Source organism: Mucilaginibacter inviolabilis (genome assembly GCF_011089895.1).
Taxonomy (GTDB): domain Bacteria; phylum Bacteroidota; class Bacteroidia; order Sphingobacteriales; family Sphingobacteriaceae; genus Mucilaginibacter; species Mucilaginibacter inviolabilis.
The window spans coordinates 1722223-1748262 of the sequence record NZ_JAANAT010000001.1 but is presented as its reverse complement, the minus strand read 5'-3'; the positions used below and the strand labels follow the sequence as shown (position 1 = coordinate 1748262).

Annotated in this window: 24 protein-coding genes; 8 read left to right on the top strand and 16 right to left on the bottom strand. The window is 39.2% G+C overall.

Annotated features, from left to right (window positions below; translation table 11 throughout):
* Positions 1 to 269: 269 nt before the first annotated feature.
* From G7092_RS07030 to G7092_RS07020, 3 genes are all read left to right on the top strand, one after another.
* Positions 270 to 1067, top strand: coding sequence for a hypothetical protein (locus G7092_RS07030; protein ID WP_166087593.1), 798 nt, complete (start codon positions 270 to 272; stop codon positions 1065 to 1067).
* 118 nt (positions 1068 to 1185) lie between these two features.
* Positions 1186 to 2436 carry an MFS transporter gene (locus tag G7092_RS07025; RefSeq protein WP_202985231.1) on the top strand — a complete coding sequence of 417 codons (1251 nt, stop codon included), beginning with the start codon at positions 1186 to 1188 and terminating at the stop codon, positions 2434 to 2436.
* A gap of 32 nt (positions 2437 to 2468) precedes the next feature.
* Positions 2469 to 3713, top strand: coding sequence for an arsenic transporter (locus G7092_RS07020; protein WP_166087591.1), 1245 nt, complete (start codon positions 2469 to 2471; stop codon positions 3711 to 3713).
* A 43-nt stretch (positions 3714 to 3756) separates the two neighbouring features.
* Here the strand turns inward: G7092_RS07020 and G7092_RS07015 are convergent, their stop codons facing one another.
* From G7092_RS07015 to G7092_RS07005, 3 genes are all read right to left on the bottom strand, one after another.
* A complete protein-coding gene (locus G7092_RS07015) occupies positions 3757 to 4407 on the bottom strand; it encodes a Rossmann-fold NAD(P)-binding domain-containing protein (RefSeq protein ID WP_166087589.1) in 651 nt (216 codons plus the stop codon).
* Positions 4408 to 4492: 85 nt separating this feature from the next.
* Complete coding sequence (locus G7092_RS07010; RefSeq protein WP_166087587.1) at positions 4493 to 5176, bottom strand: DUF4397 domain-containing protein; 684 nt, start codon at positions 5174 to 5176, stop codon at positions 4493 to 4495.
* Between the two features lie 43 nt (positions 5177 to 5219).
* The gene (locus G7092_RS07005) at positions 5220 to 5666 is read right to left on the bottom strand and encodes a DUF2141 domain-containing protein (RefSeq protein ID WP_166087585.1); all 447 of its coding nucleotides are present in this window, start codon (positions 5664 to 5666) and stop codon (positions 5220 to 5222) included.
* 296 nt (positions 5667 to 5962) lie between these two features.
* On the opposite strand from G7092_RS07005, the gene G7092_RS07000 reads away from it, so the two are divergent.
* The 3 genes from G7092_RS07000 (at position 5963) to G7092_RS06990 (ending at position 8616) form a co-directional block, all read left to right on the top strand.
* Positions 5963 to 7012: a sensor histidine kinase gene (locus G7092_RS07000; RefSeq protein WP_166087584.1), complete on the top strand. Its 1050-nt coding sequence runs from the start codon at positions 5963 to 5965 to the stop codon at positions 7010 to 7012.
* Positions 6987 to 7751 carry a LytR/AlgR family response regulator transcription factor gene (locus G7092_RS06995; RefSeq protein WP_166087582.1) on the top strand — a complete coding sequence of 255 codons (765 nt, stop codon included), beginning with the start codon at positions 6987 to 6989 and terminating at the stop codon, positions 7749 to 7751. Before G7092_RS07000 ends, G7092_RS06995 begins: the two co-directional genes overlap by 26 nt.
* Positions 7752 to 8022: 271 nt before the next feature.
* Positions 8023 to 8616, top strand: coding sequence for a porin family protein (locus G7092_RS06990; protein WP_166087580.1), 594 nt, complete (start codon positions 8023 to 8025; stop codon positions 8614 to 8616).
* A 113-nt stretch (positions 8617 to 8729) separates the two neighbouring features.
* On the opposite strand, the gene G7092_RS06985 is transcribed toward G7092_RS06990, so the two are convergent.
* From G7092_RS06985 to G7092_RS06950, 9 genes are all read right to left on the bottom strand, one after another.
* On the bottom strand, positions 8730 to 9296 hold the full coding sequence (locus tag G7092_RS06985) for a hypothetical protein (protein WP_166087577.1): 567 nt from the start codon (positions 9294 to 9296) through the stop codon (positions 8730 to 8732).
* 212 nt (positions 9297 to 9508) lie between these two features.
* Positions 9509 to 10171, bottom strand: a complete 663-nt coding sequence (locus G7092_RS06980) for a porin family protein (protein ID WP_166087575.1) — start codon at positions 10169 to 10171, stop codon at positions 9509 to 9511.
* A 44-nt stretch (positions 10172 to 10215) separates the two neighbouring features.
* Complete coding sequence (locus G7092_RS06975) at positions 10216 to 10770, bottom strand: hypothetical protein (RefSeq protein WP_166087573.1); 555 nt, start codon at positions 10768 to 10770, stop codon at positions 10216 to 10218.
* Between the two features lie 195 nt (positions 10771 to 10965).
* Positions 10966 to 11490: a hypothetical protein gene (locus G7092_RS06970; RefSeq protein WP_166087570.1), complete on the bottom strand. Its 525-nt coding sequence runs from the start codon at positions 11488 to 11490 to the stop codon at positions 10966 to 10968.
* A gap of 91 nt (positions 11491 to 11581) precedes the next feature.
* On the bottom strand, positions 11582 to 12130 hold the full coding sequence (locus tag G7092_RS06965; RefSeq protein WP_166087568.1) for a hypothetical protein: 549 nt from the start codon (positions 12128 to 12130) through the stop codon (positions 11582 to 11584).
* A 114-nt stretch (positions 12131 to 12244) separates the two neighbouring features.
* A complete protein-coding gene (locus G7092_RS06960) occupies positions 12245 to 12838 on the bottom strand; it encodes a hypothetical protein (protein WP_166087566.1) in 594 nt (197 codons plus the stop codon).
* Positions 12839 to 13006: 168 nt separating this feature from the next.
* Positions 13007 to 13399, bottom strand: coding sequence for a hypothetical protein (locus G7092_RS06955; protein ID WP_166087564.1), 393 nt, complete (start codon positions 13397 to 13399; stop codon positions 13007 to 13009).
* Between the two features lie 26 nt (positions 13400 to 13425).
* Complete coding sequence (locus G7092_RS30750) at positions 13426 to 13551, bottom strand: hypothetical protein (RefSeq protein WP_262889476.1); 126 nt, start codon at positions 13549 to 13551, stop codon at positions 13426 to 13428.
* 99 nt (positions 13552 to 13650) lie between these two features.
* Complete coding sequence (locus G7092_RS06950; RefSeq protein WP_166087562.1) at positions 13651 to 14244, bottom strand: hypothetical protein; 594 nt, start codon at positions 14242 to 14244, stop codon at positions 13651 to 13653.
* A gap of 463 nt (positions 14245 to 14707) precedes the next feature.
* Here G7092_RS06950 and G7092_RS30620 point away from each other — a divergent pair, with 463 nt between their 5' ends.
* Entirely contained in the window at positions 14708 to 15508 is an 801-nt protein-coding gene (locus tag G7092_RS30620) for a LuxR C-terminal-related transcriptional regulator (protein ID WP_235953794.1), read from the top strand.
* Positions 15509 to 15534: 26 nt separating this feature from the next.
* On the opposite strand, the gene G7092_RS06940 is transcribed toward G7092_RS30620, so the two are convergent.
* The 4 genes from G7092_RS06940 to G7092_RS06925 form a co-directional block, all read right to left on the bottom strand.
* Positions 15535 to 16014, bottom strand: a complete 480-nt coding sequence (locus G7092_RS06940) for a hypothetical protein (protein ID WP_166087560.1) — start codon at positions 16012 to 16014, stop codon at positions 15535 to 15537.
* Positions 16015 to 16156: 142 nt separating this feature from the next.
* Positions 16157 to 19441 carry a VCBS repeat-containing protein gene (locus G7092_RS06935; RefSeq protein WP_166087558.1) on the bottom strand — a complete coding sequence of 1095 codons (3285 nt, stop codon included), beginning with the start codon at positions 19439 to 19441 and terminating at the stop codon, positions 16157 to 16159.
* On the bottom strand, positions 19422 to 20276 hold the full coding sequence (locus G7092_RS06930) for a hypothetical protein (protein WP_166087556.1): 855 nt from the start codon (positions 20274 to 20276) through the stop codon (positions 19422 to 19424). Before G7092_RS06930 ends, G7092_RS06935 begins: the two co-directional genes overlap by 20 nt.
* On the bottom strand, positions 20276 to 22090 hold the full coding sequence (locus tag G7092_RS06925) for a CRTAC1 family protein (RefSeq protein ID WP_166087554.1): 1815 nt from the start codon (positions 22088 to 22090) through the stop codon (positions 20276 to 20278). Before G7092_RS06925 ends, G7092_RS06930 begins: the two co-directional genes overlap by 1 nt.
* 186 nt (positions 22091 to 22276) lie before the next feature.
* Here G7092_RS06925 and G7092_RS06920 point away from each other — a divergent pair, with 186 nt between their 5' ends.
* Positions 22277 to 25810: a CRTAC1 family protein gene (locus tag G7092_RS06920; RefSeq protein WP_166087552.1), complete on the top strand. Its 3534-nt coding sequence runs from the start codon at positions 22277 to 22279 to the stop codon at positions 25808 to 25810.
* Positions 25811 to 26040 lie beyond the last annotated feature (230 nt).

Below are 26040 nucleotides of genomic sequence, written 5' to 3'. Positions count from 1 at the left end.
ATTATGCTATAAATTAAAGAAAGCAAACTCAAAACACCAAATAAATATTCGTTAAATAATGTTAAACAAGATTATTGGTAGTTAAAAATTTTACCATTCACAACTTTTACTATAACAGCAGGTACATCAAAAGAGTATTTAAGCATGTAGAATGACTTAGCCATATTAAAAAATATTACTAATTTTAATGTCGTTCCCGATAACCTATAAGATTTTGAGGTAAACTAATTTTAAAGTTAAACTCGGGGTTTTATCATACTTGTTTTTATATGAAAAAATACATTTTATTATCTCTTTTATTTCTTTCTTTTTCTGTATACGCTCAAAATACGATCAATAATTACAAATACGTTGTAGTCCCCGAAAAATTTAGCTTCTTAAAGCAAAATGATCAGTATGGATTAAACAACCTGACCAAGGCTCTTTTAGCAGAAAAAGGATTTACGGTTTATCTGGATAACAATGAATTACCCAATGAAATTGCTAATAACAAATGTCAGGCGCTGAATGCTGAAGTATTAGAGAAAAGCAGTATGTTCACCACCAGCCTTACACTACTGTTAAAGGATTGCCAGGGCAATATAGTTTTTAAAAGTAAAGAGGGTAAAAGCAGGGAGAAAGAATATCGGGTTTCTTATAATCTGGCACTGAGAGAAGCATTTACTTCATTGGATGGGGTGCCATATGCTTATAATGGAAAAACTAGTGAACAACAAATACAACCAGCAGTTGCCGCGACTACAACAATAACAACTACAAATGCACCGCCCAAAACTGCAATAGCTCCACCCCAGGCAACCGCTTCAATGGTTTCGGCAAAGGCAATACAGATGGAACCGAGTCAATCTGCCGGAACTTTATATGCACAGGTAATAGCTAATGGTTATCAATTAATTGATACTACACCAAAAATTGTTTTAACTCTTCTTAAAACCTCAGTACCAGATTACTTTATTGCCAATAATGGCACCTCTAATGGGATTGTTTTGAAAAAGAATAACGATTGGTTTTTTGAATACTACCAGGATGGTAAGCTTATCTCAGAAAAGCTGATGGTTAAGTTTTAACCGTCTTAATTCAAGAATATTTCAAGTGGTATTGTCAAGTATAAAATAATCAGCAATGTTTTGGTTAATGTATTTTAAACCAAAACATTGCCGATTAAATACTGTTGGGATTTGAAGTATGGATAAACAACAACCCAGTTACATCGCCAACAGAAGAGTTATCCTGTCACTTCAGTCTCTTAATTTTTTTATGGCAGATATGCAAGCCGGTATCGGCCCATTTCTGGGGATATTCTTATTGGCACATGGCTGGAAAAGTGGTTTGATAGGATCTGTGATGACGATTGGTGGTGTTGCCGGTATGTTAATGACTGCACCCGCTGGTGCCTTGATTGATGCAACAAAACGTAAACGAATGTACGTTGTTATCCCGGGTATTTTTACCATTATTGCTTCGGGTGTAATTTTATTATCTCAAAATTTCTGGCTGGTAAGCGTATCTCAGGTGGCTACTGCTATTGCAGGAGCTGCTATTGGGCCAGCAGTAATTGGCATTACGCTTGGTATTGTAAAGCAGGCAGGTTTCAATCGTCAAAATGGCTATAATCAGGCTTTTAATCATGCAGGGAATGTAGCTGGTGCTGGACTGTCTGGTTATTTAGGAATGAAATTTGGTATGCCGGCAGTGTTTTGGCTTGCTGCCATTTTTGGAGTATTATCCATTATTTCTATATCGTTGATACCCGGTAATACAATTGATGATGACGCTGCCCGTGGCTTAAAGCGAACAAACGCACTAGTTGAAAAAGCAAGTGGTCTTAAAACCTTATTTACATGTAAGCCTCTTTTAATTTTAGCCAGTGCGCTCGCAGCTTTCCATTTAGGTAATGGGGCAATGCTTCCGTTGTACGGGATGGCGGCAGCGGTAAGTAATCAGGGGAATCCTATCATGTTTGTAGCTATGACCATTATTATAGCACAATTGGCCATGATTGTGATGTCGATGATAGCCATGCGGATGGCTAATAAAAAAGGATACTGGTTAGTAATGCTCTTATCCTTTTTAGCTCTTCCGGTTCGCGGTTTAATTGCGGCTCATATGATTAGTCATGTTGGATTGTATCCGGTACAAATACTGGATGGTGTAGGAGCCGGTTTGCAAAGTGTTGCGGTGCCGGGACTGGTAGCCCATATCCTAGATGGTACGGGGCGGATAAATATAGGGCAGGGTGCTGTAATGACTATCCAGGGACTTGGTGCATCACTTAGCCCAGCCATAGGAGGGTGGATTGCCCAAAGTATTAGTTTCAGTGCTGCTTTCCTGATTCTAGGAAGCTTTGCAATAATATCTATACTTTTATGGGCAACATTTGCTAAAATAATAAAAAGAGCCTGCGATATTAAACCCATCATTGCAGACCGCCTTTAAAAACACATATTTACGTTTGTTGATACACTGAAATGACTCACTATATTATCTGGATAATTACTTTTTTAGCTATAGCAGGAGTTATTATACGTCCATTTAAAATACCAGAAGCTATCTGGGCAGTATCCGGTGCTGTTGCATTAGTGGTGTTGCAGCTTATTTCACCTACAGAAGCACTTTCAGGAATCAACAAGGGCACTGATGTTTATTTGTTTTTAATAGGTATGATGCTATTGGCTGAAACAGCACGAGAAGAAAAGCTTTTTGATTGGCTGGCAGCTCATGCAACCAAAATGGCCAAAGGATCATCAGGCAATCTTTTTCTTTTAATTTATCTGGTTGGCGTTGTAGTTACTGCATTTTTATCAAATGATGCTACAGCTGTTGTATTAACACCCGCGGTGGCTGCTGCGGTAAAGGCCGCTAAGGTAGAAAAGCCTCTTCCTTATCTTTTAATTTGCGCATTTATTGCCAACGCTGCGTCTTTCGTACTTCCCATATCCAATCCGGCTAATCTGGTTATTTACGGTAATCATATGCCGCCATTATTACAATGGTTTCCGCAGTATATTATGCCTTCTATAGTAGCTATAGTGGTAACCTATCTGATGCTGTATTTAACACAACGGAAAGCGCTAAAGCAAAATATCGAAACTAATATTTCAGTACCAATACTTTCACAAGGTGGTAAAACGGCGATTGTTGGTATTGCTGTTACGGCTGTCACCTTACTCGTAGCTTCGGCCCTGAATATTCAACTTGGTCTTCCTACAGCAATTACAGGAGTATTTACTTCGGCAATCGTGATTGTTAGTGCCAGGAAAAATCCCTGGGCAATTGTGAAAGGAGTATCCTGGAGTGTACTTCCGTTAGTAGGGGGGCTTTTTGTTTTAGTTGAGGCGCTTAATAAAACAGGTATAACCCAGATGCTAAATGTTTTGCTACATCAAAGTGCACAGAATGCAGTTAACCAAACTGTATGGGGAAGTGGTATCATCATTGCCTTAGCCTGTAACCTTATGAATAATCTGCCTGTAGGACTGATAACCGGTAGTGTTATGCAGGGGGACCACATACCAGAAATTGTGAAAAGTTCCGCTTTAATTGGTGTAGATCTGGGACCTAATTTATCGATAACCGGATCGTTGGCAACTATCCTGTGGCTGGTAGCTCTGCGCCGGGAGGGACAAAGTGTAAGCGCATGGGCTTTTCTAAAACTTGGATTCCTGATCATGACTGTAGCGCTTCTGTTTACGATAGCATCGTTATGGATATGATGTTATAAAAGAGGTGCTTGGATTATACCATCGTTATTTCCAATTACACGGTGCACAGATCAATAATGTACTGGGCAATATCATAATCGTTTGTCTGTGAATTAAAATCATCCGCAATAATATGGTAATATTTGATGCCGGTATATTTAACTTCTTCTGCAAATATTTTTGATAATTCTGCCTGCATATGTGCTGCGATAATAGTAAGCGGAGAAATTTTTGCTTTATCACAGGAATATCTGTCGCTAACAGCTATATAAATACCATGTGCATTTCTATAAACACCTTGAGTATTGCGTTTCATAAAGTCCAGAATAACCTTCCCAACAACAAAGCAGGATGATATACTATTTTGCTGCATTCTTTCCCATTCTTCATAAGGGGTTTCTGTAAGTTGGCCACCCGAATAATTATTATCAAATACTATTATTGTTAAATTAATTTGTCCAAACCGCCCTTCAATATCTTTAAAAAGGCGAGATGCCTTATGATGATCCGGTATGTCAGCTAATACAGGAACCAATTCGCCCAAAGTAACATCAGCAGTTGCTTTTTGAAGGGACTGTATCTCAACAAAACTTTTAACAGGAACAATTACTGTGGCATTATGATTTAATAACGCAGTTATAATATGTTGGCAGGTATTTCCACTACCCGCCACAACAGAAATGATGTTTTCAGGAAAATTACTCATGACCTACTCTTTTGCGACTGTATTAATAACCTCATTCCGGGATATTTGCATGATTCCGGAATGAGGTTATATGGTTCTGATTGCTTTAATTATGCAACACTTTGTGTACGCTAAGATTATTATCACCAGACCCGGTAAGGTAGATGGAGTATATTTTACCAGCCTGAAGATCTGTTATATCAAAATTGCCGATGTTGTTTCTTGAAGCTACGCCATAAATTCTAATAGAAAGAGTTCCGGGAGCAACATTAGAGTAACCGCTGTCGGTATCTTCTGAAAGGGTAGTTACGAGATTATCGCCATTCGCATTTTTGATGTTGATTACGGATGGTGCACCGTCACTCAAATGCAAAAACTTCACTCTTGCCATACCGCTGGGAGGAATAGTAAGTTTATCCTCAAATTCTTTAACTCTGGCCTTTGACCCTTCACCAACCAGGTATACGGTAAACCTTTTGCCATTATCGGTCCAGATTTCACCAGAAGCAGTCAGACTTCCGTTTGTATTTTTAAACTGTTCAACCAACCTGGTACCGGAATTAGTAGTTATATAATCAGAAGCATCGGTAAAATTAAGACCTCCGGTAACTAGCACTTTATCAACTAGGGTGAAACTTTGCGGACCTGAGGTTTCTGAGGTATTAACTACTTTAATATCAAAGGTTTCTGATGGATTAACGTTGTTTTCCTTGCAAGAAGAAACGTATATAACAGTTACCAATAGTGCTGCTCCAATCAATAAGTAGTTATGAATTATATTTCGTTTCATGGTTGTACTTGTTTAATTATTTTATGTTAATTCACTAGTAGATTTACATGTATTTTACTTTGATGGTTACCTGGTGCTCAGTTGATTTTAGATCAACTTTGAAATCATCAAATGATGGCTTTTTCATTTTGGTCATCAAAAAGTTGGAAAAGCCAAAACCTTCTTTGGGTATTCCAACAAAGTTTTTATTGATCTTACCATCTTCATTTTCGTCATCAATCATTGTTATTCCGTATACACCGGGTTCTATATTAATATGTACATTCAATGTGCCGTTTAATAAAGCCTTTTTGTCAAATGTGAATTTTTTGTAAGGTTGATTTTTGTCGTAAGAATCATTGTCTTTAAATACATTAAGGATGATATTTCCCTTTCCCGACCTGATATCTGTAACTTTGATTTGCGTTTCCTGTGCTTTTGTATAAGAAGCAAAGAGGATGAACAGCAAACCGATAAACAGGTTTATACAGCATGCAGTTGTCTTTTTCATTTTGTTGATTTTTAAAATTTAACATTCATTTTGAAACGAAGGTATTGGCATTAAACATCGTGTTATATCAAAAACAAAGGGAAGCGGGCAAAAAGCCGACTGAGTGTTTCAATAGAGAGGTTCAACAAATTATAGTTGATGATAGCTAAAAAGTGCCCGGCAGACAATAGGGGATAGCAGGTGATTTTTCGCTCGTAACCTTTTAAATAGCAAAAAGAGTTGTTCAAAGTTGTTTTTGCCTGCTTCGGGGTATAACTGTTTATTTCATTGGTGCCTGATTCGCTACATTTGTTGATATGGATTCTGTTTTACCAATTAAAAACCTTGTGCGTCTTAACTGGTTGCTGGTGGTAGCTTTTACGGCTATCTCATCGGTGTATTTTGTTTTTTTGCTAGAGGATTTACCAATCCACAAGATATTTTATACGGTGATGACTGGATTGGGTATTGGCCTGGTTGGTTTTGCCAATGTGGGTATTTTAATTTTATTGGAGCGAAAATATAATGCTGAAACCAAACGATTTAAAGTTTATCGGCTTTTATACACTTACGCGGCTAGTGCTGTAATTTACATTGGATTGTCGCCTGTGTTCGATTATATCTCAAAAAAAAGCGAATTATATCCTTTCCTTGTGTTTCCTTCCATATTTGTTGTTTCAAGTATAGTTGTTAATACGGTGATTGTTATTTTTCATGATTTTATTATCCTGCATAGTGATAAGGCACGTGCGGGGTTGGAATTGTCAAAACTAAAAACCGCTAATGCCGAGGCTACCAATCTGCTTTTAAAACAACAGATACATCCGCACTTTTTGTTTAACGCCCTCAATACAGTAAAAGCACTTTATAGGAAAGATCCGCGGGCTGGCGATACCTATATTGTTCACCTGGCTAATTTTTTAAGAGCTTCTGTTTATAATCATGCCGCCAAAGTATCTAGCCTGGCAGAGGAAGTAGCGCTGTTGAGTGACTATCTGGAAATGCAGAAGATCAGATTCGGGATTGCTCTGGACTGTACTATTGATCTGCCTGATGAGATTCTGAAAGATCATTATTTGCCGTCTTTTTCATTGCAGCCATTATTGGAAAATGCGATCAAACACAACGATCTTACCCAGGAATCACCGTTGGTTGTACATATTTTCTGTTTGGAAGGTAGAATTGTAGTGTACAATAACCTTCAAAAAAAATCTGTTAACGTTTCTTCAGCCTATCATGGCCTGGCCAATCTTGCCGAAAGGTATAGTTTGTTATCCGGAGATGAGATCATGATCAAAGAAGATAAAAATACATTTTCCGTAAGCATTAAATTATTGAACAATGAATATAGTGATCATAGAAGATGAGCCGATAGTTGCAGATGACCTGGAATTGAGTATCACACAATTGATGCCGGAGCCATTAAATATTACGCAGCTTCATTCTGTTAAAGAAGCCATCAACTATTTTAAAAGTACATCCATGCCCGATCTGATATTCAGCGACATTCAATTGGGAGACGGCTTAAGCTTTGAGATATTTGTTGCTATACCTGTTTCTGTCCCGGTAATCTTTTGTACTGCTTATGACGAATATGCGCTGGATGCCTTCAAGGCAAATGGGATTGATTATATCCTGAAGCCGTTTACTACGCAGACGCTTGAACGCGCCTTGCAACGATACAGCGAACTTAAAAAACTGTTCTCAACCAATCAGACGCCGCAATATAATGCCCTGGTGGAAATGCTGACCGGCAAAAACAATCAAAAATCATCTTCTGTATTGGTATACCATCAGGATAAGATCATCCCTATAAAACTGGAAGACATAGCCCTGTTTTACCTCGCCAACGAAGTAACTCATTTACTAACCTTCTCAGGTAAGATTTTTTATCCAAATAAAAATCTGGATGAACTGGAAAAGCTAAGCGGTAGCTGTTTTTTTAGGGCAAACAGGCAGTTTCTGGTCAATCGTAAAGCCATTATTGATGTATCCAGTTTCTTTTCCAGGAAGCTATCGCTCAATCTAAACATAACCTTTAACGATAAGGTGATAGTAAGCAAAGGAAAAGCTTCCCAGTTTCTGAACTGGTTGTCAAAAGCCTGAAATATAATCCTTACATTTCTTTTTTATTACCAGAAGCCTGATGTGTTAACTAATAGCACATCAGGCTTTTATCGTTTTAGGTAGTAGATTTTTATAAATAACTATTTGTTGCTTTTTATTTAAACGCGTTTATGTCGCTTCCGAACCAAGTTTGCCCGCTTCGGTTACCTTTTCCTTCTATAAGCAGCTCTAAAGACTCACTTTTGGCCTAAATAAAAAATAGGTGCGGCCCTGTGTTGCAAATAGTATCTCAAACTTTTAAATGAAATTTATGAAAAAGCTAATCTTAATGTTAATTTGTTTTATCCTGGTATCAACGAAAGGCTTTAGCCAGAGTTTTTTCCAGAAAGTAACTTCAAAACTAGAATTCGGTATCAAGGCCGGTGGTAACTATAGTAATTTTGACAAAGCCAATTTTGGAACCGATTACCTGGCTGGCTTCCATGCTGGAGCTACGGTAGCTTTCAAGATAACTAATAATTTTTTGATCCAGGAAGAGTTTTTATACTCTCAACAGGGAGCCAAAATCACAGACGGCTCACTAGGTGCCCAAAACCTTAAGCTGTCTTATATGACTGTGCCGTTTCTGCTTAAATACCGCACCAATTCCGGTTTCTATGTTGAGGGAGGCGCCCAGGTAGGGATAAAGCTTAAAGAGGAAGTAGTGGGGTACAACGGTAGCGATTTTGCTAAAAAGATAGACGGGGCTGCTGTAGGTGGTATCGGATATCAGTCAAAAATTGGTTTGGGTATCGGCGCCCGGTACGTTTATGGAATTTCCAAAGTGGGCAACTTTACAGGTACCACTATCAACAACGACTTTAAGAATACCAATATTCAGGCCAGCATATTTTACGTTTTTTAATAAAAAGCTGCTTAAACGATTGTTCATTCAAAGTTTAGCCGTGTTTTTGATTCGATCCCGGTTGTGTTTATACAAGCCGGGATTTTTAATTTTTATAAATACCCAGAATGGGGTTAATTACTATCCATTGCCGTATATATAGTTTTCAGCGCATCATCGTCTGTAGCGCTGGTTTTAATGCTTTTTACTACCGTTTTATTACGGGTATCAATGATATATGCGTTTCCGGAACTGTTGATTTTTTGCCAGATCTCATCCAATCCCATTAGTTTAATCATTTTATGGGATGCGGCTATGGTATTAACGTTGTCCAGGTCGCTGGTATAGTAGGTAACGGGCTTACTTTGCAGGTTGAGGACCTGGCTATATAGGCGTTGCGCGTTCAATGCGCTTTGTTGATCTGAATGCTTGTAGTTGATGACAATAACAAAATCCGGAGCCACACCACTATCTACGGTAGAGGAGGTTTCAGTAGGAGTATCTGTTTTTTTCTTTTTTTTCTTGAAAATGCTGCCAATGCCGCTTTCCACTTTATCTAGTCCTTTATCAACGCCTTGACCCATCCGATCATTGGTCCGGCTGGTCGCGCTGTTTTTTACCGTTTCTTTTGGATCGATGATCTGACAGAAGGCTTTGGCTCCTAATAATAGCAATACGGTTAGTATTAATAATTTTTTCATTAGTGTTGATATTTGATTTTAAAGAGGATCCTGATTTAATTCACAATTATGCCCAAATAAAACAGGTCGATCAATCACAGAAAACCATGATTTTGGTCATGGTAAGGGTTAGGATAATCTTAATGGAATAATGATCAACTGTGGAATTGTCGTCATTCTATAATAAAATCCCGGCAACATTGCCGGGATTTTATTGGTATTTAATTGATTGATTAAAATTTAAAGGTGGCACCCAATTTTAAAGCTGCGACGCCGTAGCCAACCTCTGCAAAAGCACCCACGTGATCGCTGAACAGATATCTGGCACCTGCATGTACTCCAAAAAATATAGAATTATCATAAGGTGTAGCAACGGAATTGCTTCCGTCATAGGTCCAGCTAATGTGATGATATCCGAGCGAAGCACCTGCATAAGGATCGAATTTATTATTCGTTACCTTGAATACTTCTCCAAGATGATATGAAGCTCTGACGCCAGCATAAACTATGTTTAATTTAGAATTACCTCCGTAATAAGAGCCGTAGTTATGAGATGAATAATCAACAAAAATACCGCCACTGATGTCCTTACTGAAACCGTGTTCAAATGAAACCCCAAAAGGCAGGCCAACATAATAAGTGCCTACGCCAATACCTGCATTGAGCAAGTTGGCTCCTTTTACCTGAAAGGAATTTGTTTTAGGGGCTGCTTTTGGTTCTGGTTTCGCAACAGCAACTGGTGCTGCTGTTTGTGTTGCTTTGGTGGTATTATCTGTTTTAGAAGCCGCTTTTACGGGAGTAACAGGCGTTGCCGGTTTAACACTTTTTCTTTTGGTTTGCGCCTGTACGAAACCAATAACGGTTACCGTGATAAACATTAAAAATAGTTTTTTCATGAAAATTGTATGTATTATAATAAAATGGTTATGCATAAATGCAATTATAATTTACGGGTGGCTACAAAATGGCCACCTGTAATAGTATATAGGCCATCAGAACCTTTTACAGTGCCTTCAAAATCACCTTCAATCGTTCCGCCTACTGGTCCAAACTTGGTGATCCGGATAGTTCCCGGTGTTTTGGAAGGATCATTATGATCGGCACCTAAATATTTGTTTTTTCCCTCACTCTGAACCTGTAACCTAAAATATACCTGTCTATCAACATGGTTGTGAGAACCGGTAAGAGGCTCACCTACCTTGGCGGTACCTGTACCTACCTGACTAAAGGCTATATCAAGATCCCACTTAGGACCTGTTGTTCTGTCTCCAGGGGCTGCATCATCAAGATTTATTTTGGTGTAACCAACGGTGGGACCTGACATGGCGCCGTTCTCTACTCCTTTAGGGTCTGCATGAATGGTTATTTGCTGGTGATGAAAGGCTCCACCATCAATGGTATAAGTTACCATGTTTTTTCCGGCCTGGGCCCAAATTGAGCCTGAAAATGTAAGCAACACAATTAGTGCTGAGATGTGTTTTAAATTCTTTTTCATAAAATTGTTATTTGATACTTTGTACAAAAGTCTCTCAATCCGGTTGAAGCCACAATCACAGAATACCATGATTTTACAATCATTTATTATGCGTAAGGTGCTGATACAAATTGTGATAGCATGATTTTTTTAGAACTATACAGGCAAAGCTGTGTTGAAAGTTGGTTTTATAAAATGTGCATTCAGTGCAAGTAATTATAGACGAATACGGTCTTTGACAGTGGCAACGAAATGCCCACCGGTGATAGTATATGTAATATGATTGTCGATTAGCTTGCCTTCAAAAGTGCCTTCAGCAATTCCGCCTAGCGCATCCACTTTGGTGATAGTGATTGTTCCGGGCGTTTGGTCAGGCTTTTTCGATTCAGACATCAGCAGTCTTTCTTTACCATCGACTTGAACCTGTAAAAGAAAATATACCCGATGCTCAATCATGCCATTCGGAATAGGGTCGTTTACTTTAGCGCTTCCTGTACCTACACGGTTAAAGGCAATCACCACCTCCCACTTCGGTCCTGTAGTATTACCTACAGTGTTGTCGTCGAGGTTTATTTTTAGGTAAGAATGACCAGCAGTACTTGTAAATGCTCCATTTTCAAACAACTTGGGGTTAGAGTTAATGGTGATAAGCTGATGGTGAAAGGTGCCACCATCTATGGTATAAGTTACCTTGTCTTTCCCATCCTGCGCCCAGCCGGAACATGAAATTATTAAGAGCATTATTAGCACCGATATTAGTTTGAATTCTTTTTTCATAAAATGATTGTTTGTAAGTGTATCACTACAATTAAATAATTACCCGTTAATGCAATTATGATTTACGGCCAGCTACGAAATGTCCTCCCGTAATGGTGTACTTAATGCCTGCAGCATCTGTTACCGTGCCTTGAAAATTCCCTTCAACAGTTCCGCCTACAGATCCGAACCTGGTGATGGTAATTGTTCCTGGTGTTTTAGCTGGTTTCTGCAGATCAACCCCCAGAAACTTTGTTTCTCCATTAACCTGAACCTCTAAAGTAAAATATACCTGGTGATCAAGCACACCCTTAGGAATAGGATCATTGACTTTAGCCGTTCCTGTACTGGCTTTATTAAAAACAATGTTCAATCCCCACTTAGTTCCGTTTTTAATATTCATGGCCTTGTCGCCGAGGTTTATTTCCAGGTAATTACCAACAGTATTTGTGAAGGCTCCATTTTCCATCACTTTGGGATCGGCGTTAATGGTGATTTGCTGATGGTGAAAAGTACCGCCATCGATAGTATAAGTTACCTGGTTTTTTCCGGCCTGCCCCCAAACAGTGTAAGAAGTTGTCAGCAGTACCATTACTGCTGGTATTAGTTTGAATCTCTTTTTCATATAAATTACTATTTAATAAGCTTATAAAGCTCCAGCTATATAACCGATGCGGCAATCACAGAATATGATGATTTTCAGCGCCTTCGAATAGGTGTAAAGTACTGGTACCGTTCGTTATAATGTACGGGGGACTGCGAAATGTCCTCCGGTGATGGTGTATTTTACGCCGGTTATATCCATTACCGTACCTTCAAAAGTTCCTTCAACAGTTGCACCTATAGGCCCGAATTTGGTGATAGTAATTGTTCCTGGCGTGGTTTTTGGAAAATCAGCACTCCGACCGACAACCATTGATCCTCCATTCTGCTGAAGCTGTAAGTTGAAACTTACCACGGCCCCTTTATCATTGCCAGTAGCATTAGTAATCGGGTCATATACTTTAGCTGTCCCTGTACCTGCTTTGTTAAAACCCAGAGTAAGGGCAAACTTTGAATCCCCGTCATCAGACGTGGCATCATCGATATAGAGTTTTATCCAACCTGAAGATGCATCAACTCCGTTGCCTGTTGATTTGGGATTAGCATTAAAGGAGATCAGTTGATTCTGGAAGCCTCCGCCATTAATGGTATAACTTACCTGGGCGTTTCCCCCAGTGCCACCATTGTTATTATTGTTACTGTTGTTAGAGTCGCCTTTGTCTTTTTTGCAACTAATTAATGTAACCGCTATTAGCAGAGCGAATGTGAATAGAAAATGTTTTGTTTTCATAAGTATAGATCTGTTAAATGATATTTTGTGATTAGAATTATAAGGCATTCATAGATAAAAGAAATACCATACCATAGAATGGATATTTTGATATCCATTCTATGGTTAATATTGATCCTGAAAATTGGGTTTTGATTGATGAGATAGAATAACTGCTCTTGAAAGCAGCTATGCCTTGCGCGTGGTTACGAAATGTCCGCCCGTTATAGTGTACTTAACTCTACTCAAATCTATTAGCGTAGCTTCAAAAGTTCCTTCAATAGTACCACCTACGGATCCAAACCTGGTAATGGTGATTGTTCCGGGCGTGTGTGCAGGAAAATTAAGACTCCGGGTAAGAAACAATGATCCTTTATTCTGTGGAAGCCCTAAAGTAAAGCATACTACCGCCCCTTTATCATCGCCCGTGGCATTACTAACCGGATCAAATACTTTAGCTGTCCCCGTACCCAGTTTGTTAAAGATGAGCACAAGGGCAAATTTTGAATCTGCATTTTCTGAGGAGGCATCATCGATATATAACTTTAGGTAACCTGCAGATGCATCAACTCCGCTACTCACTGATTTGGGACTAGCACTAAAGGTGATCAACTTATGGTGAAAAGTGCACCATCAATAGTATAGGTTACTATGTTTTTTTCAGTCTGCCCCCAAACCGGGCAACAAATGCTTAGTAATACCAGGAGTGGCATTAGTTTTAATTTCTTTTTCATAAGATGATTATTTGATAAGGCGGTATTCAGGTCAAGGCAACGCGGTGAAAAATTACTTTTCCCGCGTTGCGTTATACTACATAGGTTTTGTAAATAGTGTTATGATTTACGGGTTACAACGAAATGTCCTTTAGTGATGATATATTTAGGAGCGTTACTACCGGTACCATCAGATACGGTACCTGAAAAATCTCCTTCGACAACTCCGCCTACCGATTCACACTTGGTGATGGTTATCTTCCCTGGTGTGTTACTCGGATTTTCGGAATCGCGGTCAAGAATTCTGTTTTTTCCATTCTCCTGAAGCTGCAAAAGGAAGTATGCATGTTTATCTGTGTTTCCCGGGTAAATGTTATTGATCGGATCATTTACATTCGCTGTTCCTGTAGTTGCTTGAGGATAGGCAATATCAAGTCCTTGAGTTACTGTCGAACCACCTGGGGGGGTATCGGTGAGATTTATTTTTAGATAACCTATGTGACCTGCGCTAGCCCCATTCTGGTTCTGTTTGGGATCAGAATGAAAAGATATATGCTTATTTACAAAGGAACCTCCATTGATGATATAAGTCACCGAATCATTTCCCGGATTGTTATTGCTGCTGTTGCCTGCATCATTTTTGTCTTTTGAACAGCTTGCCAATGCAACCGATATCAGAAGGGCAAATGCAATTAATAATTGTGTTTTTTTCATAATTAGTACTTTTTAAATAATATTAAAACCGGAAAACTTATCCCGACGATTGCAAAAGTCTGAATAAGCAAAAGGCGCATCAATCACAGAAAACCATGATTTTATAAGCAACGTGCTGATGAACAGGTTAATGACATTAAGAGAACTACTGTAGATGTATGACTGTCCTCCTGGAATTAATGAATTACAGCTGTTTTATTTTAAAACGATTCTTTTGGGTTAATACATCAATCACGGTATTCCGTGATTGATAGCTGGTTTTCATTTACTGATTTTTGAAACCGTAATTTTGTGAACGAAGAAATTGAATATGACTTAAGATACTGAAGTTAGTACTACCTGAGTCTGGCTGATAGAATTGAATAGTTTTTTATATTTGTAGTACACCGCCTATACCTTTTATCACATCTCCCTATTTATTTTAACACAACGTTTCCGGTTTAGCCGGTTTATTCACCATAACATGGATATTATGCTTATACCCAAAAAAATTTATGAGTTTATACCAAACCTGGTTGTGCCAAAAGCCTTCTGGGGCACTTATGGCAATAAGTTAAATTGTCTGTACCTTACTTCCTGCGAGCAAAAGGAAATGCTCTTTATAAGCGAATCTTTGACTGAGTTGCTAGGTTATAGTCCCAGGGATATTCAAGAAGGAGGCCGGGATTGGTGGCTTTCAATCATTCATCCGGATGATCTTGAACCGATGCTTAACGAGGTTTTTCGACATTATTTTTTAAAACCTGCAAGGCAACGTCTTAAAAAAATATTCACCCTGCAATATCGTGTAAAGAATACTTTTGGCGATTACCGGTGGATGTGTGAAACCAAACTGGTTGCGTCGTTAACCAGCGAAAACAAATATGAATTTATTCTTGGCAGAGTTGAAGATATTACCGAGATAAAGAATGAAGAAGAAGCACAACTAAAAAAACTGCTTGAAGAAGAACGCAAAACCAATCAAATGTTACAACATGCGCTGCCTGTTATAGACATGGAACAAAAATCAAAACCCGATCACGTATACCTAACAGATAATCATATACAACCTCATGGTGTGGTGATGCCGACTAAAAGGGAATTGGAAATTTTGCAACTTATAGGGGAGGGCTACTCAACAAAACAAATTGCCGACCAGCTTTTTATCAGTATCAATACAGTTGAAACACATCGGAGGCATCTTTTGAAAAAACTGCAGGTTAAAAATTCTATGGAGCTAATTAAAAGATCAACCAATGCATTTTGGCTAAAAGTAGCTGTTTAACGGAATGCCATTTATCCCGATTTTAATTAGTTGGTATTGATTTGCCCTTTTGTATCCATGCTGTTATTGATGTTAAGTGGGAGCTTTTTTTGCATGTTATCCATAGCTTTATGCAATTCCTCATTTTGCCCAGAGCGCATTGCCATGCCCGGGTCCATAAAATATTTAACAGCCGCCATCATGTGCTTGTTACCCTGGGTGGCGCCCATCACCTGGATTTGTTCCATTTGGGTATGGGATTTTTTCCAGACAGCGGTTTTTGCTTTGAGCTCAGTTGCTTCCGGAACCAGTTCCTTTACCATTTGATTAAGTATTGCAGCGCATTTATGAGGGTCTTTTTCAGTGACTGCTTTTTTAATATATGATTCATAATCGGCCCAGTACTTATCGGTCATTGCTGTAATATTGTCAGATGTTTGGGCGTAGCTTATTGACACATTAATAAAGGTTCCGGCGATAGTAAAAAGGGCAGCAAACAATATTACCCTTGAAAAAAATGATTTCATAAATAATGTTATAATAATACTCAAAGATCGCTGATAGGTAGGGGGCAGGCAATCGCAGAAAACCGTGATTTTTTTAAATAAGTAGTATGGCCAATTTTAAAGAAAATAGCATGAGTTGATTATAATATAAACTATTACATTTCTACAAGGATTTAAAAATTCTGATCTCCTGATTATTGAATGCAACCAGATATAGAGGGCCTGACTTGGTTTTTATTGTTTTAATATCTCTTACTTCTCCACCCAAAAGAAATCCTGATGAAATAGGGGATACTGTCTTGAAATTTCGATTTTTATCTATAAGTAGCACATCTCCGTAATCGGCGTCGTATCTGCCTTCAACCGGCGTTACTCCTGAAAAGTTTCCCCCAGCTAAAATTGTTTTGTTTGCATCAGGTGAAACTGCAAAACCAAACAATGGCGAAACTTGTGCCGATGACGGGAATTCCCTAAATGTAAAGTTACCGCCCCCCTCATTGTAAAATACTCCAGATGTGAAAGAGTTAACTGTTAGCTGTTTATCACTTTTAAGTGCATCACCAAAAATCTGCTGAACAGTTTTTCCTGCAAAATCACGATAGTATGGGAATTTCTTTTTAAGGAACGGTATTTGTTTTTCAAGTTCATTTTGGCCTAAAAATGAATAATCGTTTTGATTTATACTATAAGTAAGCAGTGGGTCGAGCGTTCCATTTAAATCTAAGTCGGATAGAAATAATTTTACAGGGTCTGTTGTGGTTGGTTTAAGTTTGGAGTTCCAGCCATAATTTCCGGCAATGATATCAATTTTTCCATCGCCATCTACATCTGTAAGTAATATGCGTTGCCACCAGCCTTGTTGCTTATCCAAAACATCGCTGTGTTTTCGAATAAGCCGGCCTTTCTTATTCATAAATATCTCAACCGGCATCCATTCACCGGCAATAACCAGGTCTGGCCATCCATCATTGTCCAGATCAGCAAATGATGCGGTACATATCATCCCGGCATGTTTCAACTCTTCGGGAAGCTGTACCTGGCGATAGCGACCATGACCGTCATTCATCAATAAATATGATTCGGGTATTATGTCTAATGCCCGGTCATTCGCACTGCCGGCAACGAAAATATCCGGATAGCCATCATGGTTCACATCTGCAACTGCAATAGCTGATTTATTTAGTTTTATGCCCGGAATAGAATTTACCGTGGTAAAGTTTCCTTTACCATCATTAACATATAGATGATCTTCCGGGCCCGAGGAACCAGCATTCTGTTCATTATTCCTGCTTGCTACGTACAGGTCTGGGAATCCATCATGATTTACATCTAAAAACACTGCATCAGCTCCTTCATTTTCGCGATTAGCAATAAAGGCAGGCTGAACAGTCGATTTAAAAGTCCCATCTCCTGATTGAATAAATAAAGCGCCGGGTTGGTCTTTTCCGCCACAGACATAAAAATCATCTAATCCGTCGCCGTTTACATCGGCTACAGCTACCCGGGGCCCTTGCGTTGAGAGCATGTGTGGAATAAGCGGCTGATGATTAAAATCAACATAGCTATCTTTTTGGTGCTTCCAGTTTACGTTTGTTTTGCTGGTAACATCCTCAAAAAGGGGGGCGGAAGGAGGAAAAAACTTATTATAGTCAAAATGGGCGGCTGCATTTTTTTGATCAATGTTTAAAAGTTGATTGGTCTTCACATTTTTAATCAATTGATATGTTTGGTTTGGCCAAACAATTAATAAACTATCAAGTTTCGGAGAACCGTTAAACCCGAAATGCAGCTTGGGCTCCACGGATGACTGAAATCCGCGGGTGAGCATTAACTGCTCATATTGCAACTGTTTCCCGTTAAAGGCGTAGGCTTTTACTCCTATACCAAAATGATTATCATCCCTTCCTGTGAATTTAAGACTGAGATGATGGGTTGAGGTGTCGGTATTTTTATATATACAGGCTTCGCGGTTAATATTGTTAGTTACAATATCAAGATGTCCATCATTATTTAAGTCGGCATAAGCAGCACCATTTGAAAGCATGGCTTGTTTTATTCCCCATGCGGCACTTTTGTCAATAAATTTCTCGCTCTTTGTGCCTTTAAAAATATAGCTATGCGAATCACCGGCGGGCATTTTATTAAGTACAACACTATCCATACCATGACCATTTACCAACATGCCGCGTACCGCATCATCTGATATGTAAGTAATATAGTCCAGATCTGAAGGTCTGCGTTCTACTCCGTTCGCTACAAAAAGATCTTTTATTCCATCATTATCAAAATCTGCAAACAAGGGGCTCCAGCTCCAGTCTGTGGCATATATACCGTCCATCAAACCAACATCGCTGAATGCTTTACCACTGCCTAAGTTTTTTTGCAAACAATTACGTGAATACTGGTACTGGAAACCTGGGGTTACAATCTTGCTTTTATATTGTTCATAAGACTCATCGCCGTTAAAGGTTTTTAAAAAGTGTTCTTCGGCAGGCAGCATATCTACAGTTATGATATCCAGTTGGCCATCATTGTTAAAATCGGCCATGTCATTTCCCATACTCGCCCGGCTATAATGGTTAAAATGTTTAGCGCCCGATTCTGTAAAAGTTCCGTCGTGATTGTTGATATAATAATAGTCGTTTTCGTGAAAATCGTTACTAACATAAATATCATCCCATCCATCGTTATTTACATCTCCTACAGCAACACCCAAACCATAGCCCATAGCACTACTATAAATCCCTGATTTTGAGGTGAAGTCATCAAAGTGCCCCTTGTTGTTCAGGTAAAATTTACTGCCAGCCAGCTTGTTAGGTACTTTACGTTGTGATGTGTCCATGCCATACATAGATTCGGTGTGATCAGATTGATTAAGCAGAAAGCAATCTAGCAAACCATCATGATTGGCATCAAAAAATACAGCCTGAGTGCAAAAGCCGGAAAAATTGAGCCCGTATTTAGCCGATTCTTCTGTAAAGGTTCCATCATGATTGTTGATATAAAGCATATTATGGCCTTGCAGACCCAATTTTTGGGCAACTACGCATACATATATATCCAGATAGCCGTCATTATTAACATCGGCCATGGTAACGCCAGAGCTCCAGTCTGCATTTCCGGCTACTCCTGCCTTTTCGGTGATGTCTTCAAAGCGGTAATTGCCTTTATTTAGATAAAGCTTATTCCCTCCCTTTTTATTGGCCGTAAAAAATATGTCGGGTAAGCCGTCATTATTAATATCACCGATAGCTACTCCTCCGCCATTATAAAAATACAAATAGTCTAAAATTCCCGGTTTATCATTATCGGTGACGTGGTTGATGAAATGGATATTGGTAGATGAAGAAGATAATAACTCAAAAAGCGGGTGATCCGTTTTCTTACAGGAAATATTCCAGACACAAAGCAGAACGATTACCAGGTATTTAATTTTGCCTTGCTTCATTTGTTTGGTTTGCTATTGTTTGGGATTTTTTTTGTTTTAAATCAATAAACCTGGCAATAGGTCCTACCAGGAAAAGTGCGTAGAATGGGGCATAAATAAAACTTTCCAGTCTTAAGATAAATTCAACTATAGCCACAATGATCACCACCACTATTTGCGCCTTTTTGCCAGATACTGAAGTCCCTGGATCAGTGATCATAAAAAATATAAACAGTTGATACATTGGCCCGGTAAGAGGTGCTAATTCTGCAAGAAATGGATCAGAGGTAATTAAACTACGAATGTACGCCAGGATAACAAAACAGGTTACATAGGTTAAAGTTACGTGAAGTTTTTTTGCCCTGTATACAATACCTAAACCTAAAAACCATATAACCGCCATCGGTAAAAGATTATTACCCCATTGTATACCCAAACCGGCAACACTAAGTGGTGCCATAAAAAGCAACCATGAAACACCGAAATTCGAAGGGTTCCATAAATGCCTTCCTTTATATGTTATTACATACTTTGATAAAATAGAAAGCAGTGCGGCAATTACATAAGGCCAAACCATGTTTGAACGAACCAGGATGCCTACACTGATGCCGGTGATGTACGCACTAGCCAGGTTTTTACGCGTGCCCAGTATCAGTCGGGCTAAAAGTACTTCGGCAATTATTGAAGTAGCTATGGATACGATGACATTAATATAGCTATCCAGTATACCAAAAGTGATCTGCCCAACTAATAATATCAGGGTGATAAAAAGGGGAGGTATATAGGGGAAATAATCAATTTTTTTGCTTGCATGTACATTGTTGTCAGGCAATTTTTCGTCTTTAACTAAATCCATCAGTTGTTTGTCTTATTTTCAGTAATTACATGAAGCTGATCTATCTGTGGTTTCTCTAATTTCTCAACTTTTCCTGAAGGCCAATAAATAGTTGCCTTATCTGCTGTTGTGCTTTTTCCAATACCAAAATGAATCCTGTGCTGGTTTTGAGCCGAAAATCCGCTACCGCCCGAAACTATCTGCATCTGCTTTTTCCCATCCCATTCCAATTGTACCTTTGCACCTATAGCGCTTGCATTGCTTAATGTTCCATGCAAATCAAAATCAATCCAATGATTATTGTTTTTTGAATTGTTTTTATAAATAAGCGGTATGTTATTTTGGTTGGCTACTACAATATCCAATACACCACGATTCCAAAGATCGGCCATGGCAACCGACCGGCTGTCGAATGTAATATAAGGGCAAACTTTGTTTGACACATCTTCAAAAAGGCCATTACTGTTATTAAGCCATATTTTGTTTTGCTGATAGCCAGATTGGCTTTTCCCCTGCATATCAGGCCAGTTGGCAGCATCACCAATTATTTTACTGTTGCCACCGGTAACCTTGGAGTAATCATACCAGTACGATGTGTTTTTTTTGCCAGAAATAAAGCCGTTAGCAGCATAAAGGTCAATGAATCCATCATTATTCAAATCACCAAACTGTGCACCGTAGCTCCATCCAGCATTCTCGATCCCAGATAACTGTGCCAAATTAACAAATGAGGGGTCGCCTGTTGTATTACTTTTGGGTTGCCAGTAATTATTGCCTTGAATTAATATACCAGGTTCGGTGATATTGGTGGTGTAGATACCCAGCATGCCGCTATTATTAATATCGCCGAATGACACGCTCATGCCGCTTTTAGGAATATTGCCTATACCTACCAGTTTACCACGTTCAACAAATCTTTTTCCTTTTTCATTGATATAAAACTCGTCTACATTGTAATCATTAGCCACATAGAGTTCCGGGTAACCATCGCCATTAAAATCGGCCGCACCGGCCGCAAGTTTCCACTTGGTAGATACCAGTCCATATTCGGCAGCAACATCTTTAAACTTGCCATTCCCAAGATTTTTAAAGAGATAGTTTTTTCCACCATTATTAGCATACCTGAAACTTTCGGGCATAATTTTAGTGGTATTCAAATTACTAAGATCGAAGGCTTCGTTATAATAACCGCCTAAAAAAAGATCAAGTTTTCCGTCGTTGTCAAAGTCCAGCCAGATGGCGCAATTGGCATTTACCCAATTGGGCAAGCCACTACCTTCGGTTACGTTTACAAATTTTTTACCGCCAATGTTGTGAAATAACTCTGGTTTGCCCCATTTATATAAAAACACATCGGTAAAACCATCATTATCATAATCGCCCCAAACAGTTCCCATGGAAACACCTGTCCCTTTTTTGTTTACATCGGCCAGACCTACCTGAGCCCCTACATTTTCAAATTTTCCATTGTGAAGGTTGCGATACAGCGCGTTTAAACTGCCTGTACGGCTATTGGTAAAGTAAATATCGTTCCACCTGTCATTGTCGAAATCAACAATAGCAACGGATGCACCCATAGAAGCAATTTGTGATGCAATGTTATTTAATTTTGAATCAACCACAGGGCATAAATGACGAAAATCTATCCCTGCAGCTTTGATATCCACGGGTTCCAGATAAAAACCATATTTACTTAAGGCCGCTTGTTCGTTAGTTCCGCCAGTATCGCCATTTAAATGAAATACACCCTCATGTGACAGTAATGCGCTGCCTATCAATAAAACTATAAAAAGAATGATAGCCAAAATTTTATAGATCTGTTTGGGTGTACTCATAAAAAAGGAATAGCTCGTGTATTAATTGGAATGATAAAGGTATCATAATGCATAAAAATAACAAACTAAATATAAGCGTGTTCCGCTATGAAAAGCATGGCTTTTAAGCTTTACCTCATGGAAATGCTGTTTGATATTGCTTAACTTAGCTTTCGTATTTTTCTACTTTCGCAGCAAAACCTAATTATGCCTGTAATATCAGTATCGCAAAAAAATGCTTTTAAAACGCTACTCATCTGTTTGTTTGGTTCTATACTATTATTTACTGCATGCGGCAGAAAAAACGGAAAAGCAAACGCAGAAAACGATACTGATCCCGGGAAACTTGCACGCCAGTATATGGCTGAAAACAAGTTTGATGAAGCAGAGGCTTCATTTATAAAAGCGATACAGGTAACCCCGGATAATATTTCAAATTACGGCAGCCTGGGGAGGCTCTATCTGCTTCAAAAAAAATTCGACGAAGCTGAAAAGGAATTAAAATCTGGATTGAAGATCAAACCGGATGACCTGGAACTGGAATTACTATTGGCAAAAGTTTATATTGAAAAAGGAGACCGGGATAATGGTATAAGCCAGCTCAAAGCCATTATTGTGAAATATCCTAAAAATGTCAAAGCCTGGTATAACCTGGCTAGCGTTGGCCCAGCAACAAAGCCTCAAAGCTGGGAAAAAAGCTGTTTGACAAAGGCATTAAGTTTTACACCTGCAAATACGGTGTTACGGCTGAAGCTGGCCGAGCTTTATGCAGGCAACAACCAGGCAGATTCTGCACGCTATTTTTTGGAAAGTATCAAAAAAATGGCGCCCGATTTTTCGACCACTGCAAATACTGCCTACCAAAAAGCGGTTTCTTTATTAAAAGGAAATCACAGCGTTGAGGCTTTGCCCAATATCATTCGTTTTCATCAGTTGATGAAAACAAGTGTGGCTTATGCCTCCGGAACCGACGAGATCGAGATCCCCCAGCTTTTGGGAGGCTACCCTCAGTTTACAACAGCCCTTACTAACCAAGGGGGAACCTTAGCCGACTTTGTTTTTACCGATGCCTCGGCAGCCGTAGGTTTGTCTAATAAAGCAAATGCTGCACATTCTTTAATAGCCACGGCTGATTACGATTCGGAAGGGAATTTCTATGTATATTCCAGTTTTCAGCCTATAGGTTCTTCCACATCCAAACGTTCTCTTTTTATCACCAAAACAGGGGAATTTAAATTGTGTACAGGTATTGATGCTATGGATAACCCGGGTTTGGATATGGATGCCACTTTTGCAGATTATGATAATGATGGTTTTCAGGACCTTTTTATTGCCACTACCAAGGACATGATCTTATATCATAATAATGGTGATGGTACTTTTAGCCGGGTTAAAGAAAATATAGGATTACAGAATATGGATCATGTGCGTAAGCTTTTATTTGCCGATTTTGACCAGGATGGTGATCTTGATTTATATGTTGCTGAAAAAGGTGGAAATAAATTTTTTCGGAATAATGGCAACGGGACTTTCACGGAAACCGTCGGTAGTATGGGGCTTACAGGTGATCCGCACGGTACGCTCGCAGCAGATTTTGGTGACTGGGATTCAGACGGGGACTTAGATATTACTGCATTGAGAGAAGACGGAAGTTTGCAATTACTGACCAATAACCGGCATTCTAAGTTTCAAGATATCAGCGACTCATTAGGCCTACGTAAATATAAAGGGAGCACGGTTGCCTTTGGCGACTATAACAATGATGGATTGCTGGATATTGTTGTTCCGGGAGGTGCTAACGGCTTATGTTCTCTGCTCAGTAATACAGGGCATGGTTTTTCTGTAGATCCGGCATCCAGTACATTGAGTAATGCGCTAAAAGGAATAACAGTAAAGGACGTTGCATTTGTTGATTTTGATAATGATGGACACCTTGATTTGTTGGTTGCTGGTGTTAATGCTGATCCATCAAAAAGTGGTGTTAGATTATTTCATAACGATAGCAAAGGATTCAGTGATGTTTCGTATCTCTTACCAAAAACAGTGCTACAGGCAGAGCAGATTAAAATTCTCGATTTTAATGCGGACGGAGACGAAGATATTTTTTTAGCAGGACCTGCAGGTGTTCAGTTAATTAGAAATGATAGTGGCAATCAGAATAATTATATGCAGGTACAATTGGCTGGTTTATCTTATGGCAACAGTAAAAATAACAGGTTTGGAATAGGTGCGCAGATTGAACTAAAAGCAGGAGATCTATATCAACGTAAAACGGTTACCGGCCCTAATACTGAATTTGGGATAGGTAACCGTAAGACACTGGATGCTGTTCGTATCGTATGGCCCAACGGCACACCCCGAACTATAGTTGACCCCAGCAGTAAAGAAAAAATATTGGAGCAGGAGCAACTCAAAGGTTCGTGTCCATTTTTATTTACGTGGAATGGTGAAAAATATGAATTTATTAAAGATATGCTTTGGCGAAGCGCGCTGGGTATGCCCTTGGCTATTCATGGAAAAGATACCACTTATTCATTTTCGGATGCCTCAAAAGAATATCTACTGATCCCTGGCGAGAAACTTAAACCTAAGGATGGTAAATACAGCATCAAAATTACGGAAGAATTGTGGGAAGCCGTTTACTTTGACAAAGCCGGCCTGGTTGCTGTTGACCATCCCGATTCTGTGGATATTTATGTAGATGAACGCTTTGTTCCCCCTCCTTTTCCGGGCAGGACGGTTTACCAGGCAGCAAAAAAATATTTGCCTCTATCCGCCAGGGATGAACAAGGCAATAACCTGCTGCCGAAGATCAGTACTTATGATTTCCAGTATGCTTCAACTTTTTCCTTAACCAAATTTCAGGGGCTTGCCGAAGATCATGACTTGATACTCGACTTAGGGAATAAGGCTAAAAGCGATAGCTTACGCTTGTTTTTACGCGGCTGGATATTTCCGACTGATGCCAGTATCAACACAGCGATAACGCAGTCGGATAAATATAAGGTCCATCCGCCGTCTTTACAGGTGATCAACAGTAAAGGGGAGTGGCAAACGGTTATCCCTAACCTCGGGTTCCCGATGGGTAGGGACAAAATGGTTATCGCCAATCTTACAGGTAAATTTCTTACCGTTAATGACCGCCGCGTCAGGATCAGAACCAATATGCAGATCTATTGGGATCAAGTGTTTTATACTACAGGGAGTGTAAAAGCGCCTGTAAAAATGAGTGATTTGGTAATGACCAGTGCTACGCTGGGTTACAGGGGGTATTCTTCATCTTACCGCAAAGGCGGTCCTTACGGACCTGAATGGTTTGATTATGATCATACTACCCAGGGACAAAAATGGCGCGATCTTACCGGTAATTATACCCGTTATGGAGATGTGCTGCCGCTTTTGCAACGAGGCGACGACCAATACATCATAGCCGATGGGGGAGACGAAATCAGCATTGATTTTGATGCACAGCGATTGCCTGCATTACCCAAAGACTGGAAACGGGATTTTCTGATTTATAGTGAAGGCTGGGTAAAAGATGGAGATTTGAATACGGCCAGCGGGCAAACCGTTGCGCCATTACCTTTCCATAACATGCCATCTTATCCATATACCCATGTGGCGTATCCAAATGACAAAGCGCACCGGGATTATCAGCAAAAATATAATACTCGTAAAGTAAGCACTATGGATTTTAAAAATGCTATACGCAATGCTAGTGTCATGTCATTTAAGAATTGATACCTAGTCAATAACATTTATACCCAAAACATGGTTTACACTTTTTGAGAGAAATAATTCATAAATATTTAAAAATCAATTATTTAAGTGTGTGTTAACCGTAAAAAGCGTAAACCATGTAAACCCACTTTTTTGTTAATGGAGTCAACCCAATCAAATGCCATACGTCAATTTGTGATGGGCATAACACCAATACTTCGCTTCTTGCTAAAAGCATACAATGAAAACCT

Excerpts from the sequence above, each read along its gene's own strand:
- G7092_RS07030 (WP_166087593.1), top strand. The coding sequence starts at position 270 with ATGAAAAAATACATTTTATTATCTCTTTTATTTCTTTCTTTTTCTGTA.
- G7092_RS30620 (WP_235953794.1), top strand. The coding sequence starts at position 14,708 with ATGGATATTATGCTTATACCCAAAAAAATTTATGAGTTTATACCAAAC.
- G7092_RS07010 (WP_166087587.1), bottom strand. The coding sequence starts at position 5,176 with ATGAAACGAAATATAATTCATAACTACTTATTGATTGGAGCAGCACTA.
- G7092_RS07020 (WP_166087591.1), top strand. The coding sequence starts at position 2,469 with ATGACTCACTATATTATCTGGATAATTACTTTTTTAGCTATAGCAGGA.
- G7092_RS06985 (WP_166087577.1), bottom strand. The coding sequence starts at position 9,296 with ATGAAAAAATTATTAATACTAACCGTATTGCTATTATTAGGAGCCAAA.
- G7092_RS07005 (WP_166087585.1), bottom strand. The coding sequence starts at position 5,666 with ATGAAAAAGACAACTGCATGCTGTATAAACCTGTTTATCGGTTTGCTG.
- G7092_RS07015 (WP_166087589.1), bottom strand. The coding sequence starts at position 4,407 with ATGAGTAATTTTCCTGAAAACATCATTTCTGTTGTGGCGGGTAGTGGA.
- G7092_RS06930 (WP_166087556.1), bottom strand. The coding sequence starts at position 20,276 with ATGGATTTAGTTAAAGACGAAAAATTGCCTGACAACAATGTACATGCA.
- G7092_RS06970 (WP_166087570.1), bottom strand. The coding sequence starts at position 11,490 with ATGCTCTTAATAATTTCATGTTCCGGCTGGGCGCAGGATGGGAAAGAC.
- G7092_RS06920 (WP_166087552.1), top strand. The coding sequence starts at position 22,277 with ATGCCTGTAATATCAGTATCGCAAAAAAATGCTTTTAAAACGCTACTC.
- G7092_RS06965 (WP_166087568.1), bottom strand. The coding sequence starts at position 12,130 with ATGAAAAAGAGATTCAAACTAATACCAGCAGTAATGGTACTGCTGACA.
- G7092_RS30750 (WP_262889476.1), bottom strand. The coding sequence starts at position 13,551 with ATGAAAAAGAAATTAAAACTAATGCCACTCCTGGTATTACTAAGCATT.
- G7092_RS06925 (WP_166087554.1), bottom strand. The coding sequence starts at position 22,090 with ATGAGTACACCCAAACAGATCTATAAAATTTTGGCTATCATTCTTTTT.
- G7092_RS06935 (WP_166087558.1), bottom strand. The coding sequence starts at position 19,441 with ATGAAGCAAGGCAAAATTAAATACCTGGTAATCGTTCTGCTTTGTGTC.
- G7092_RS07000 (WP_166087584.1), top strand. The coding sequence starts at position 5,963 with ATGGATTCTGTTTTACCAATTAAAAACCTTGTGCGTCTTAACTGGTTG.
- G7092_RS06960 (WP_166087566.1), bottom strand. The coding sequence starts at position 12,838 with ATGAAAACAAAACATTTTCTATTCACATTCGCTCTGCTAATAGCGGTT.
- G7092_RS06980 (WP_166087575.1), bottom strand. The coding sequence starts at position 10,171 with ATGAAAAAACTATTTTTAATGTTTATCACGGTAACCGTTATTGGTTTC.
- G7092_RS07025 (WP_202985231.1), top strand. The coding sequence starts at position 1,186 with ATGGATAAACAACAACCCAGTTACATCGCCAACAGAAGAGTTATCCTG.
- G7092_RS06950 (WP_166087562.1), bottom strand. The coding sequence starts at position 14,244 with ATGAAAAAAACACAATTATTAATTGCATTTGCCCTTCTGATATCGGTT.
- G7092_RS06995 (WP_166087582.1), top strand. The coding sequence starts at position 6,987 with ATGAATATAGTGATCATAGAAGATGAGCCGATAGTTGCAGATGACCTG.
- G7092_RS06990 (WP_166087580.1), top strand. The coding sequence starts at position 8,023 with ATGAAAAAGCTAATCTTAATGTTAATTTGTTTTATCCTGGTATCAACG.
- G7092_RS06940 (WP_166087560.1), bottom strand. The coding sequence starts at position 16,014 with ATGAAATCATTTTTTTCAAGGGTAATATTGTTTGCTGCCCTTTTTACT.
- G7092_RS06975 (WP_166087573.1), bottom strand. The coding sequence starts at position 10,770 with ATGAAAAAGAATTTAAAACACATCTCAGCACTAATTGTGTTGCTTACA.